This is a genomic window from Paramuribaculum intestinale (assembly GCF_003024925.1).
Classification (GTDB): domain Bacteria; phylum Bacteroidota; class Bacteroidia; order Bacteroidales; family Muribaculaceae; genus Paramuribaculum; species Paramuribaculum intestinale.
This window is the reverse complement of the sequence record NZ_PUED01000069.1, coordinates 1-13,108: the sequence shown is the minus strand read 5'-3', so window position 1 is coordinate 13,108 and position 13,108 is coordinate 1. Positions and strand designations below refer to the sequence as shown.

Annotated in this window: 13 protein-coding genes and 1 other RNA gene; 11 read left to right on the top strand and 3 right to left on the bottom strand. The window is 55.6% G+C overall.

What is annotated here, in order from left to right; all coding sequences use genetic code 11:
• The 8 genes from C5O24_RS06715 to C5O24_RS06680 form a co-directional block, all read left to right on the top strand.
• The coding region (locus tag C5O24_RS06715; RefSeq protein ID WP_133165486.1) for a HesA/MoeB/ThiF family protein at positions 1-476 on the top strand (476 nt) is incomplete at its 5' end.
• 80 nt (positions 477-556) lie between these two features.
• An RNA gene (gene ffs, locus C5O24_RS06710) (signal recognition particle sRNA small type) lies at positions 557-650 on the top strand.
• A gap of 205 nt (positions 651-855) precedes the next feature.
• Entirely contained in the window at positions 856-2,229 is a 1,374-nt protein-coding gene (locus tag C5O24_RS06705) for a DUF3575 domain-containing protein (RefSeq protein WP_128702237.1), read from the top strand.
• A 25-nt stretch (positions 2,230-2,254) separates the two neighbouring features.
• Entirely contained in the window at positions 2,255-3,286 is a 1,032-nt protein-coding gene (locus C5O24_RS06700) for a DUF5119 domain-containing protein (protein WP_161553833.1), read from the top strand.
• 141 nt (positions 3,287-3,427) lie between these two features.
• Positions 3,428-5,359, top strand: coding sequence for a fimbrillin family protein (locus C5O24_RS06695; RefSeq protein WP_161553832.1), 1,932 nt, complete (start codon positions 3,428-3,430; stop codon positions 5,357-5,359).
• A gap of 150 nt (positions 5,360-5,509) precedes the next feature.
• Positions 5,510-5,959: a GatB/YqeY domain-containing protein gene (locus C5O24_RS06690; RefSeq protein ID WP_107035403.1), complete on the top strand. Its 450-nt coding sequence runs from the start codon at positions 5,510-5,512 to the stop codon at positions 5,957-5,959.
• 57 nt (positions 5,960-6,016) lie between these two features.
• The gene (serS, locus tag C5O24_RS06685) at positions 6,017-7,288 is read left to right on the top strand and encodes a serine--tRNA ligase (protein WP_107035404.1); all 1,272 of its coding nucleotides are present in this window, start codon (positions 6,017-6,019) and stop codon (positions 7,286-7,288) included.
• Positions 7,289-7,315: 27 nt separating this feature from the next.
• A complete protein-coding gene (locus C5O24_RS06680; RefSeq protein WP_107035405.1) occupies positions 7,316-7,864 on the top strand; it encodes an RNA methyltransferase in 549 nt (182 codons plus the stop codon).
• Here the strand turns inward: C5O24_RS06680 and ribF are convergent.
• Both ribF and C5O24_RS06670 read right to left on the bottom strand, forming a co-directional pair.
• Positions 7,814-8,770, bottom strand: a complete 957-nt coding sequence (gene ribF, locus C5O24_RS06675; RefSeq protein WP_107035406.1) for a riboflavin biosynthesis protein RibF — start codon at positions 8,768-8,770, stop codon at positions 7,814-7,816. The two genes, C5O24_RS06680 and ribF, sit on opposite strands and share 51 nt — an antisense overlap.
• 56 nt (positions 8,771-8,826) lie before the next feature.
• Positions 8,827-9,447, bottom strand: a complete 621-nt coding sequence (locus C5O24_RS06670; RefSeq protein ID WP_107035407.1) for an HAD family hydrolase — start codon at positions 9,445-9,447, stop codon at positions 8,827-8,829.
• Between the two features lie 204 nt (positions 9,448-9,651).
• Here C5O24_RS06670 and C5O24_RS06665 point away from each other — a divergent pair, with 204 nt between their 5' ends.
• Positions 9,652-10,113 (top strand): Lrp/AsnC family transcriptional regulator, encoded by a 462-nt coding sequence (locus C5O24_RS06665; protein ID WP_107035408.1) that lies wholly within the window; start codon positions 9,652-9,654, stop codon positions 10,111-10,113.
• 96 nt (positions 10,114-10,209) lie between these two features.
• Here C5O24_RS06665 and C5O24_RS06660 read toward each other — a convergent pair whose 3' ends face one another.
• A complete protein-coding gene (locus C5O24_RS06660; protein ID WP_107035409.1) occupies positions 10,210-11,298 on the bottom strand; it encodes a mannose-1-phosphate guanylyltransferase in 1,089 nt (362 codons plus the stop codon).
• Positions 11,299-11,445: 147 nt separating this feature from the next.
• Here C5O24_RS06660 and panB point away from each other — a divergent pair, with 147 nt between their 5' ends.
• Positions 11,446-12,267 (top strand): 3-methyl-2-oxobutanoate hydroxymethyltransferase, encoded by an 822-nt coding sequence (panB, locus tag C5O24_RS06655; protein ID WP_107035410.1) that lies wholly within the window; start codon positions 11,446-11,448, stop codon positions 12,265-12,267.
• Positions 12,254-13,108: MATE family efflux transporter (locus C5O24_RS06650; RefSeq protein WP_205961075.1), on the top strand; the 855-nt coding region annotated here is incomplete at its 3' end. The genes panB and C5O24_RS06650, both read left to right, overlap by 14 nt.

The window sequence follows — 13,108 nt, the reverse complement described above, 5'->3', positions numbered from 1 at the left end:
ACATAGGCACTCCCAAGACGGAGAGCGCCCGGCGGGCCATGACGCGTGTCAATCCCGATGTAGTGGTGCTGACCCACGATATGATGGTGGATGCCTCAAACATAGAACCTTTGTTAGAAGGATATGATGTGGTGGCCGACTGTTGCGACAACTTCCCGACGCGGCTTCTCATAAGCGACACCTGCGCCAGGCTTGGAAAGCCGCTTGCCTATGCGGCTGTCGACCGTTTCAGCGGTCAGCTGTTCACCCAGCTTCCGGGACACCGCACCATGCGCGACATCTTCGGTGCGGAGCCGCGCGCTGACGGCGACTGCGGCTGCGCCCGCCGCGGCATACTCAATGCCGCCGTCGGTGTGGCCGGTTCGCTTCAGGCCGCCGAAGTCATAAAGATCATCACCCGTACGGGCGATCCGCTGTCAGACCGTCTTCTGACGTTTGATCTCGTGACGATGGATTTTAATGTTTTTAGTCTGTAACATAGTGTATTATGTGTCGGTAAAAACACTGACGACGAAATAAATTTGTAGTTTTCGGATATATTATCTAATTTTGCAGTGGGTAAGTCCTACACGACCAGCTCCCCGGGAACTCCGTCAGGTCTTGATCGAAGCAGCGGTACCGGGTCGTAGCGGTGCGATGTAGATAGCTTACCCACTTTTTGTGCGGTAAAAATCGGTATTTTTCAGAATAATCACATTTTTTGTGTTAAAAATCAGACGATATAGCGATAGTTTATAACTCTTGCGCTATATTTGTAGTCTGAAATGCAGGCAAATGGAAGCGGTCGGTCTTTCCGGCATCCTCCAAGGGGTTGTTAATTAAGGAAAAGTCGCAGCAGGAAAAAGTATACAGGACGTGAATATTAACGAAGATAATCATTCAGGTTGTAATTACTTTAGCAGCCGTGGATCGTCATCCGCACGTGCGGGATGGGTCTGCGGGGTGCTTCTCATGCTTCTTGGCGCAATATCACCGGCATGGGCACAGAACGCCAAAGAGGGCGAATTTTATTCGTCCACACCTCAGGCGTGTCCCGACGACACGATATCTGTCAGCATAGAGTCGGAAGGCGGTCGGATGGACACTGTGGGCATACGCATATACTTCCACCAGTCGAAGGTCAATCTTCTGCCGAAATACCAGCGCAACGCCGAGCGACTCGACTCTTTTCTTGTAGAGCTTCAACGCATCAAGAGCGACTCGTCGCTCAAAGTCCGTGCGATCCGTATCATGGGTGGTGCGTCGCCTGAGGGTACGACTCGATTCAACAAATGGCTTTCGGAACAGCGTGCGGCCCGAATCACGGAGTATATGGTCAAGAATTCGCCTGTAGAGCTTGATCCGTCGATCATCTCGGCCGAATATCCCGGTGTGGACTGGTGCGGACTCAAGCGCATAGTTCTTGCCGACCCCGATGTGCCTGACCGCGACGAGGTGTTGCGCATCATCGACACTCCCGGCACTCCCGACGACCGTATGCCGCGTCTGAAGAAACTCCACTGGGCCATACCCTGGATGTATCTCTACAACAAGTATTATCCGTCACTGCGTGCATCGCAGGTGCAGATCATCTACGAGCATCCGCGTCCGCCGCTGCCACGCATTATGATCGGGCCGCAGCGCTTCAACTATGTCCCGACCATCATAGCGCCTCCGATGCCGTATTACCACATACTGACCGACCGTCCGTTCTATATGACCGTGAGCACCAATATGCTCTATGATCTGTTCCTGATCCCGAATGTTGGCATTGATTTCTATATGGGCAAAAGGTGGTCGGCCGAGATCAACTGGAACTATGCCTGGTGGAAGAGCGACCGCATCCACTGGTACTGGCGCTACTATGGCGGTGACCTGACGATCAAGAAATGGTTTGGCAAGAAAGCGCAGGGCAAGCCTTTCAGCGGCCATCACATAGGTCCGTATTTCCAGATGCTGACCTATGACTTCGAGCTTGGCGGCAAGGGTTATCAGGCCCGAAGATGGACTCATGCGGCCGGTATAGCCTACGGCTACTCAATGCCTATCACTTCGCGGCTCAATCTCGACTTCACCATAGGACTCGGCTACAGCTGGGGACAGTTCTACAAATATGTGCCTATCGACAACCACTACGTGTGGAAAGCCACAAAGCGCCGCAAGATGATAAGCCCCACGCGTCTGGAGGTATCTCTTGTGTGGTTGCTCGGACATGGCAATGTCAATACCGAAGAAGACCTGGAAAAGTAGACAGCAGCAGACCCTTTATGGAATTATGACACTCAGATCACATCACATATCACTCACGAAGTCACGGCGTATGATAAGGCGTCTGACGGCCTTGTCCGTAGTGCTGATCCTGTCGGTGGCTTGCGAGCACAAGCCATTCTGCTGGCATCATCCCCATGACGGAATGCTTCGTGTGGAGTTTGCCTGGTGGGATGCTCCCGAAGCCGAATACACTGTGAGGTCGATGGCCTTCTACGCCTATCCCAAAGAGGGGGGCAAGGCGAGACGTTTCGACTTCGCAGGCTCCAAAGGCGGTACGATAAGTCTTCCTGTTGGCGACTACCATTTCCTATGCCTCAACTCCGATACGGAAACATACACTTTCAGCGGCGAGGAGTCGCACAAGACATTTACCATCCATACCCGCGACAGCTATATACTCGCCGGAATGGATATAAGAGCCGACGGAGGTGGCGACTTCTCCGAGGATGATGACATAAAACGCGCCGAAGGAACATACGATGAGGGCGTCAAGGAGTCGTCGCAGGAGGGAATCTACGGACATACTCTCGAAGACTACAATATCCACGGACAGGTGGGTGTCACGCAGGTGGTGACGATGTATCCCAAGCCGGTGGTCATACACTATCATGTGATAATAGAGAACATAGGATGTCTGGAAACGGTGCTGAAGGTCAGCGGAACGCTGTCGGGACTGCCATCAAAGGTACGCGTCCACCACATGGAGGTGCCAGGCCAGGGCGATGACAACAACATCGTGCCTTTCTCGATGGTACCGACCGACGACAATGTGCTCGAAGGCCATTTCTACGCATTTCCCCACTGCCCTACCGATCCTGAGACATGGTCGAAGCACAAGCTCTGCTGCTACGTGATCAATGAGCAGGAGGAGCGCCGTTTCTTTGAGTGGGACGTGACCAGTCAGGTCGACGAGCAGGATGGCGAAACCTACGTCAAGATCGTGGTTCGCGATATGGATGTGTGCGGCATGAACGATCTCGGTCCGGTGGTGGATCCGTGGATACCGACTCCGCCGATCATCATACCGATGCAATGACGTGCTTAGAGTATGTTTGAATTTAACAACAGAATATAAACAACCAATCATTTAAAATCGAATAAAATGCATCGTTACTCCACTTTGCTCTTCGCCGTAGGGCTGGTCTCATGTAGCGCATTGACAGCTTGTATCGACGATGTGATTACAGCCAAGGACCAGGGTGATCCGATAGGATTCACCACTTCGGTCAATACCCACAGCCGCACCTCGCTGATACATACGACAGAAAATCTCGACTCGTTCCGTATCTACGCCTACTGTCCCGACGGTCTGGAATTTTTCCACGATCTGCTCGTGACGAAGGTAGATCCCGACGAGATAGAGGACAACTATTATGCGCTCCACTGGAGCATCGAGGGCGGACCCTATTTCTACCCCCGCGACGCGGCCTGGGTGGACTATTACGCCTATCGTTTCATATCGGGCATAAACGGCCACTACAGCCGCAACAGTTTCCTCCCCCACAGCAGCACTCCCGAGGAGGGACGACGCATTGACATCACCGCTGCCAAACAGATGATCCATGACTTCCGTCCCTATCAGCGTCCGCAGGAGCAGGAGGATCTGATCATAGAGCACAAGCGGTCATACAACGACGAGGTGAGCGGTGTGGAGCTGCATTTCCATCACGCTCTGTCGCAGATAGAACTTAAGGCGTATTCGCCCAACAACAATACCCGCGTGATGGTGGCCGGAGCATGGTTCTGCAACATCATCAACAACGGCGACGTGACCTTTCCGCAGGCCAAGGTGAGCGGTATAGGCGACGACCAGCTCTACTGGACTCTTCCCGGACGACAGAACTTCGATGATGCGAATGTGGTCGATGAGGACAAGCTGCTCAACGGCTCCAACCGCAGCCATTACGGATGGTTTTTCCCCGAACCTGTGATGCTCGGACATTCTATCAGCGAAGCGAGCACTCTTCCGGTAGTTCCGGACGAGGGTGGTGACAATACCGAGTCAACCCGTGGGCGTTCAAGAGCCGACGGCGATGGCACTACAGGTACACCTGACGACGAGAACTGGCCAGATCCTTCGCCAGGACACCACACCGACTACAACGGCGACGGTGTCTGCGACCACCTCGTGACCGACAATATCCAGGCTTCGCCATATATCAGCCATCTGCTTACCAGCAAGAACACCGAGCATGAGGGTATGGATTCCACCAATATGCTCCTGCTCCCGCAGCAGCTCGTGCCTTACAACAAAAACCGTGAGGAGGATCCCAAGCAGCAGTTCTACGACGAGGAGGGCAAGCCCAACAACCACGGAGCCTACATATTGCTCGCCATACAGGTGTGGATGATCCACGGCGATGAAAACCATACCCACCGCCACATACTCTTTCCCTATACCGACCCTGAGAAGTGGAATATCAACGGACTGCCGGTCAATGCCGACGGCATACCCTGGGACAATATCGGCAACCGTCTTGACGACGAGGGATTTCCGGTCAACAACGAAACCGGGCTGCCGATGTACAGCGAGGATGATCCGACACAGCGTATCGACAACAACGGCAATCCTGTCGACGCCGAGGGCGTGATCTACGACAAGACCACCGGCAAGCCTATAGACAACTACGGGTACCGCTATCCCGACGTGAACTACTCGATCGGCTGGCGAGATGTCGAGAAGCAGTTTGCATGGGTGTGCGTGCCTATCGACGACAAGTGGGAACCGGGCTACAAATACACCTACATACTCGAATTCATGGGGCCGAACAGCGGCGCCGGCATATATCCGCCCGACGACTTCGACTTCGGTATGGGCGGCGTAGGTATCGACGGCGATATATCGACCGCATGCCGCGAAAACTGGAAGGCTCTTCCCGGACAGGATTATGCCGGCAGATATGAGATCATTCCCTCGCAGCAGTGTCGTCTGCGCGACCCGGGAACCATGAACTCCAAAAAGAAATGGGTGGGCAAGAAGCAGGGTGATCCCGTGCTGAGCAAGGCCATAGACTTCAGAGTGGTCGTGGACGAATGGAACAACCGCGACATACCTGTCGACATGGAGGATTATTATACTCCCGAGGAGGGACACAAAAAGAAAAAATGACGGTCCCTGCTGATAAAGCAGCATGATTGCCGGAGGCTTACGGCGCCCTCCGGCAATCTTTTTTTACAAGCGCGACAGATTGTCATTGAATAGTGGACTGAATTTAGTAATTTTGCGTGTTATAAAATCAACCGGACAAAAACCACGACTATGGATATGTTTGAACGCATCAGCGCCGATATAAAGGCTGCAATGCTTGCCCGCGACCAGGTGAGGCTTGAAACACTGCGCGGCATCAAAAAGGAATTTCTCGAAGCCAAGACAGCGAAGGGATCGGACGGTACTCTGAGCGACGAAACGGCTGTCAGGATAATGACAAAAATGGTGAAGCAGCGTCGCGAGACTGCCGAGATATACTCGCAGCAGAACCGTCCGGAGCTTGCCGCCGGTGAGCTTGCCGAGGCTGCGGTGATCGAGGAGTATCTTCCCGGTCAGCTTTCGGAGGAGGAGCTTGTGGCCGAGCTGAAAAAAATCATCGAGCAGACCGGCGCCACCTCGGCAAAGGAGATGGGCAAGGTGATGGGAGTGGCCTCGAAGGCGCTTGCCGGACGTGCCGACGGCCGTGTCATATCGGCCAAGGTCAGGGAGCTGCTCGCCTGATATCGCTCAGCGAGATGTCAATAGAATGGTTGTAAATAAACAAAGAAATTTCAGGAAATGCTTACTCTTCAACAGATAAAGGAAAATCCCGACAAGATCGTGGAGCGTCTGGCTGTCAAAGGATTCGACGGCCGCGGCCCGATCGACGCAATAATGGAGCTTGACGCGCAGCGCCGTCAGCTTCAGCTCTCCAACGACACCCGTGCGGCAGAGCTTAACAAGCTTGCCGCCTCGATAGGCGCGCTGATGAAACAGGGCAAGAAGGATGAGGCCGAGCAGGCCAAGCAGCAGGTGGCTGCCCTCAAAGGTGAGCAGAAGGATGTGGCCGACAGTCTGGCCGACACCGAACGCCGTATGCGCGAGATACTCCTGACGGTGCCCAATATCCCTTGCGAGGCTGTGCCGGCCGGACTGAGCGCCGAGGACAATGTAGTGGAGCTTACCGGCGGTCCTATGCCCGATCTCGGCGCCGACGCCATGCCTCACTGGGATCTTGCAAAGAAATATGATCTGATCGATTTCGATTTAGGAGTGAAGATCACCGGCGCCGGTTTCCCGGTCTACAAAGGGAAGGGCGCCAAACTGCAGCGCGCTCTGATACAGTTTTTCCTCGATCAGGCTTCCGAAGCGGGTTATCTTGAGATTCAGCCCCCCTACGTGGTCAACGAGGCTTCGGGCTACGGCACCGGACAGCTCCCCGACAAGGAGGGTCAGATGTATTACGTAGGCGAGGACAATCTCTATCTCATACCCACGGCCGAGGTGCCTGTGACCAATCTCTACCGCGACGTGATCCTCTCCGAGAGCCAGCTTCCGGTGAAGAACTGCGCCTACTCGGCATGTTTCCGTCGCGAGGCGGGCAGCTACGGCAAGGATGTCAGAGGTCTTAACCGTCTGCATCAGTTCGACAAGGTGGAGATCGTGAGGATAGAGAAGCCCGAGAATTCTTACGCAGCTCTCGAGGAGATGAAGGCTCACGTGCAGGGACTGCTCGAAAAGCTCGGTCTGCCCTGGCACATACTCCGTCTCTGCGGCGGCGACATGAGCTTCACTTCGGCTATAACGTTTGACTTCGAGGTGTGGTCGGGCGCGCAGAAGCGCTGGCTCGAAGTGTCGTCGGTAAGCAACTTCGAGACCTATCAGGCCAACCGTCTGAAGTGTCGCTACCGCGATGCCGACAAGAAGACCCGCCTGTGTCACACTCTCAACGGTTCGGCGCTTGCTCTGCCGCGAATAATGGCGGCTCTGCTCGAAAACAACCAGACGCCGCGGGGCATAGTGGTGCCGGAGTGTCTGCGCCGCTATACCGGATTTGATATCATCGACTGATCAGTCAGCAGCAGCAGAGAGCCGGCAATGAAGAAGAAGAGCATAACGGATCTGGGTCGCGACTCGCTCGACGCTTACCGTGCGAAGAAAAAACTTCCGGTGACGGTGGTGCTCGACAATATTCGCTCGCTCAACAATATTGGCTCGATATTCCGCACCTCCGACGCTTTCATGGCTGAGCGTGTGATGCTTTGCGGCATCACAGCCGTGCCGCCGTCGGTGGAGATCCACAAGACCGCTCTTGGGGCGGAGGATTCGGTGGAATGGCGCTACTATGCGTCGACGGCCGAATGTCTGGAGGATCTTCGCGGGGACGGCTACAGGCTGTGCGTGCTCGAGCAGGTGGAGGGGAGCGTTGCGCTCCAGGATTTCCGTCCGCAGCCGGGCGAGCGCTATGCGATCGTGGCCGGACATGAGGTGCACGGTGTCAGTCAGGAGGCGGTGGATGCGGCCGACGTGTGTCTGGAGATACCGCAGTGCGGCACCAAGCATTCGCTCAACGTGTCGGTGTCGACCGGGCTTGCCTTATGGCATTTCTTTATAGGTCTCGGCGGCCAGAATGGCGCTTGCGGCTGATGCGTCGGCCTGCAGCCGGGCACGCAGCCCGTCAATGGAGCTGAAACGCATTTCGGAGCGCATCCGCTCAACGAACGCAATGGCTACGCGGCTTCCGTAAAGGTCGCCTTCATATCCTATCAGATGCGCTTCAACGCTTACAGTGGGGCTCTCGGTCAAATCGACCGTGGGCCTCACTCCTATATTGACCATGGCGGGATATGAGGCTCCTGAGGCAATGGTGGCTCTGGCAGCGTAGACTCCATGGGCCGGTATGAGCATCAGGGCCGGTTCTACGCTTATATTGGCGGTGGGGAAGCCGATTGTGCGTCCGATCTTTTTTCCGCCGATTACGGTGCCCTCAAGCGTGTATGGACGGCCGAGCATTTCAGCTGCCAGGCGTGTGTCGCCTTCGGCAAGCGCCGCGCGTATGGCCGTTGATGAGATAGGCGCTCCTCCGAAATGGTGAGGATATCCGGGTGCAAACATGACTTCAATGCCGGCGCTATAGGCAGCGCGGCGGTATTCGTCGGGTGTCGACAGGCGGTCGTGACCGAGCCGGTGGTTGAATCCCATGAGTAGCACTGCGGCGTGGAGCTTCGTGCGGAGCTGTTGCATGAATCGGCTTGCTGAAAGCAGTCGGGTGGTTTCGTCAAATCTGATCACTCCGGGAGTCGCTCCGCATGAGGCCATCATCCGGAGCCTTTCTTGGAGCGGGGCGAGCATGGCGGGAGCGCGCAGAGGGTCGATGAGGTCAAGCGGATGGCGGTCGAATGTCAGCGCTACGGGGCGCAGATCGCGTTGCGACGCAATGTCGTCGAGCGTAGAGAGCAGAAACCGGTGGCCGAGGTGCAGGCCGTCGAACATCCCGACGGTGACTATCGACGGTCGTGTGTCGGTGTCGCGGGGATTGATAGTCAGTTCCATATCGGCTTTTACGGAGTGGCGTTTATCGTGCTCAGGTGCTCACTGCTGTTGCCAGATCAGGCTATGCCTTCGGCTGCGAGCAGATCGGCGAATTCGGTTCCGGGCGCCACGAGCATCGTTTTGTATCCGAGGCGTGCGGCTGCTTCGAGATTGGCCTGCGAGTCGTCGAGGAAGAGTGTTTCCTCGGGGCGGATGCCGAACGATTCCTCCACGCGGCGGAATATGCGCTCGTCGGGTTTCATGCATTTGGCTTCGAATGATGTGACGATGCCGTCGAAGTAGTCTTCGCGACGCAGTCCCTCCTTGAGAAACTCCTCGGCGATGACGCCGCGCCACATGATGGGGTTGGTGTTGCTCAGCAGATACACTCCGCGACGCTTGCGCAGGTGGCGCAGTGCGGCAAGCCGTGGCTGGGGGAGTCCGGTGATGAATGCGCAGAAAGCGCGGTCGATCTGCTGGTCGGTGACCCCTTCGGGAAGCTGTGTACGGATAGCGTCGTGGAACTGTGCGACCGAAATCTCGCCCGATTCGAGCTGTCCGAACGGGCCGTTCTGCACGTATTCTCCGATAAGGTTTTCGGGATGCTCCATGCCGAGGCTGCGGAAAGCTTCGAGGCAGTCGTCGCGGCGTATGTCCATTATTACTCCGCCGAGGTCGAAGAGAAGGTTGCGTGGCATATCAGGTGTGGTATTGTGTTCTGGTTTGTTGGGTAAGATTGGTTCGTGTCGTTTTCGTGATGCAAATATAGCAATTTGTTCGCAATCGGGCACGCAAGGTGATTATGCAAAATGTTGCCGGAGTAATGAAAAATGTATAATTTTGTAATTGAAAAGAGCCTCTGACAGGCATTAGCATGGGTAAATGTATACAGAATCTCGGGAATGGATAAAATCGACAATCTTGACAGAAAGATACTGAGCATCATCATAGGCAACGCCCGCATACCCTCGAAGGACGTGGCGCTCGAATGCGGTATTTCGCGTGCGGCGGTGCATCAGCGGATACAGCGTCTGACCGATATGGGTGTGATCACCGGCTCGGGTTATCATATCAATCCGGGTGCGCTGGGTTTTCACACGTGCACGTTCATAGGGGTCAATCTCGAACGTGGCGCCATGTACCGCCACGTGGTGCCGGAACTTGAGAAGATACCGGAGGTGGTGGAGTGTCACTATACGACGGGTCCGTACACGATGCTCATCAAGGTATATGCCCGCGACAACGAGCATCTGATGGAGCTTCTCAACGGCAAGATACAGAATATCGCCGGAGTGACGGGTACCGAGACTCTCATATCGCTCGATCCGGGTCTTGTGCGGGGACTGCCTGTCGACAAGCGTTAGTCGGACGTGCTCTGACAGCAGAAGTAAAACCACAGTGCCATGCATCGCGAGCGCGATGCATGGCACTGTGGTTTTTAGCGGACCGTCCGGCAGAGATCAGAGGAATTTGCCGTTGAATCGTTCCTGCACGTCGTTGACGATGCGTTTTATATCCTGCTCACGCTCTTTGGGGCATATAAGCAATACGTCGCCGGCGTCGGCTATGATGTAGTCGTTGAGTCCGGCGGTCACAACGAGCTTGTCGGGCTGCCGGACGGCGAAAATGTTGCCGGTCGAGTCGTAGGTGATGACATTGCAGTTCTGTGTGACGTTGCTCTCGCGGTTTTTTGGCGAGTTGTCGTAGAGCGCTGACCATGTGCCGAGATCGCTCCATCCGAAGCTGGCGCATTCGACGTAGACGTTAGATGCCTTTTCCATGATGGCGAAGTCGACCGATATGCTCGGACATGAGGGGAAATGCTCGTTGATAAACGCTGTCTCACCGGGAGTGCCGAACACGCCTTCGCCCTTTTCGAATTCCTGGTCAAGGTCGGGCGCAAGATCGCTGAAGGCTTTCGATATGGCTTTGGCGCTCCAGAGAAATATGCCTGAATTCCAGTAGAATTCGCCGGAATCGACAAATACTCTGGCCAGATCTATGTCGGGTTTTTCGACGAATGTCTTCACCTTGAGGAATCCCGGTTCGACTTCCTTGTCGATCTGTATGTAGCCGTAGCCGGTCTCGGGACGTGTGGGGTGTATGCCGAGTGTCAGCAGGGCGTCGTGGCTCTCGACAAACTCGAATCCGCGGCGCACGCAGTCCTCAAACATTCGTTCGTTGGTGATCAGATGGTCGCTCGGGGTGACTATCATGCTTGCCTCGGGATCGCATGCGCGTATGTGGCGGACGGCCCAGGCAATGCACGGAGCTGTGTTGCGGCGGCATGGCTCAAGGAGTATCTGGCTGTCGGACAGTTCAGGAAGCTGCTGCCTGACTATGGGCGCGTATGTGGCGTTGGTGACCACTATGATATGAGCCGGATCCACCAGCGGGAGTATGCGGTCGTAGCTCATCTGGAGCAGCGAGCGGCCGGTGCCAAGAAAGTCGATAAACTGTTTGGGCATGCGTGTGCGGCTGTAGGGCCAGAACCGGCTTCCGATGCCTCCGCACATTATCACGCAGTATCTGTGGTTGTTGGCGTTCATGATTGTGTCTTGAATATGGTAATTAAGTGGGTCTTTCAAAAAGTTTACACGGCTAAATTAAGGAAATATTTCGATATTTCCTATCCGGCGGGATACGATTAAGGAAAAATCGACTAAATTTGCACGGAATTTCAAATTATTATAGAAATGTCGACATATACCGAACAGAAGAAAACCAAGGTGACCACACGTCGCCTGATCGAGATGAAGCGGCGTGGCGAGAAGATAGCTTGCCTGACATCATACGATTTCACTATAGCTTCGCTCGTCGATGAGGCGGGTGTGGATCTGATACTGGTGGGTGATTCGGCCTCCAATGTCATGGCCGGCAATCTCACGACTCTGCCGATCACTCTCGACGAGATGATCACGTATGCAAAGGGTGTCACGCGGGCTGTGAAGCGTGCGCTGGTGGTGGTGGATCTGCCGTTCGGCACGTATCAGGGCAATTCGAAGGAGGCTCTGGCGTCGGCCGTGCGCGTGATGAAGGAGGCCGGAGCCGAGGCCGTGAAGCTTGAGGGCGGCGCGGAGATACGCGAGTCGATAGAGCGCATATTGACGGCCGGCATTCCCGTGATGGGGCATCTGGGACTCACTCCGCAGTCGATAAATAAGTTCGGCACCTACAATGTCAGAGCCAAAGAGGAGGCCGAGGCGCGCAAGCTTGAGGAGGACGCGCGTATGCTCGATGAGCTGGGGTGCTTCGCCATAGTGCTTGAGAAGGTGCCTGCGGCGCTTGCTCAGCGTGTGGCCTCGCAGGTGAGCGTGCCGGTGATCGGCATCGGTGCCGGATCGGGCGTCGACGGTCAGATCCTCGTGTTTCAGGACATGATGGGCATGAATCATGGTTTCTCGCCTAAATTCCTGCGCCGCTATGCCGACCTGGCCACGGTGATCAACGCCGGTGTGAGCCGCTACGTCGAGGATGTGAAAAACACCGATTTCCCCAACGCCGATGAGCAATACTGACGCTCCGGGGCATGAGCTGCCGGGCCGTCGGGTCACATATCTTCAGATAATACGTCTCGGGCTCCCGATACTTATCGGGCAGCTCGGGATGATTGTCGTGGGCTTTGCCGATACGAAAATGGTGGGTCTCTACTCGACGGAGGCTCTGGCTTCGGCATCGTTTGTCAACAATCTCTTCAACGTGTGCATATTCGCGTGCGTTGGATTCACCTACGGGCTGACCCCTCTTGTAGGCTCGCTGTTCACGCAGGGGCGGTTTCGTTCCATAGGGTCGCTGCTGCGCAACGGTGTGGCCGTCAATGTAGCGTTCGCGCTGCTGGTGACGGCCGTAATGACGGTGGTATATTTCAATCTCCACCGCATGGGTCAGCCTGCGGAGCTGCTGCCGGTGATGCGTCCCTACTATCTGATATATCTGTCGGGCGTGGTTCCTGTGGCTCTGTTCAATGTGTTCGCGCAGTGGGCCTACGCCATTCAGCGCACCCGTATGCCCATGTGGATCATACTGGGTGCCAACGTGCTCAATATCGCCGGCAACTGGCTGCTGATCTACGGCCACTGGGGGTGTCCGGAACTTGGTCTCACCGGTGCGGGTATTTCGACTCTTGTGGCGCGTCTGGTGTGTCCGGCGGCTATAATCTGTGTGTTTGCTTTCCGTGGTGACTACCGCGAGTATCGCCGGGGATTTGCCGATGGGAGTATCACTTCGGAACAGTGGCGGCTCGTGGGGCACACATCGTGGCCTGTGGCCATGCAGATGACCTTCGAGTCGGGATCGTTCTCGGCCGCGGCGGTCATGGCCGGATGGCTCGGCGCGATAGAGCTTGCGGCATTTCAGATC

Excerpts from the sequence above, each read along its gene's own strand:
- C5O24_RS06700 (WP_161553833.1), top strand. The coding sequence starts at position 2,255 with ATGACACTCAGATCACATCACATATCACTCACGAAGTCACGGCGTATG.
- C5O24_RS06690 (WP_107035403.1), top strand. The coding sequence starts at position 5,510 with ATGGATATGTTTGAACGCATCAGCGCCGATATAAAGGCTGCAATGCTT.
- serS (WP_107035404.1), top strand. The coding sequence starts at position 6,017 with ATGCTTACTCTTCAACAGATAAAGGAAAATCCCGACAAGATCGTGGAG.
- C5O24_RS06680 (WP_107035405.1), top strand. The coding sequence starts at position 7,316 with ATGAAGAAGAAGAGCATAACGGATCTGGGTCGCGACTCGCTCGACGCT.
- ribF (WP_107035406.1), bottom strand. The coding sequence starts at position 8,770 with ATGGAACTGACTATCAATCCCCGCGACACCGACACACGACCGTCGATA.
- C5O24_RS06670 (WP_107035407.1), bottom strand. The coding sequence starts at position 9,447 with ATGCCACGCAACCTTCTCTTCGACCTCGGCGGAGTAATAATGGACATA.
- C5O24_RS06665 (WP_107035408.1), top strand. The coding sequence starts at position 9,652 with ATGGATAAAATCGACAATCTTGACAGAAAGATACTGAGCATCATCATA.
- C5O24_RS06660 (WP_107035409.1), bottom strand. The coding sequence starts at position 11,298 with ATGAACGCCAACAACCACAGATACTGCGTGATAATGTGCGGAGGCATC.
- panB (WP_107035410.1), top strand. The coding sequence starts at position 11,446 with ATGTCGACATATACCGAACAGAAGAAAACCAAGGTGACCACACGTCGC.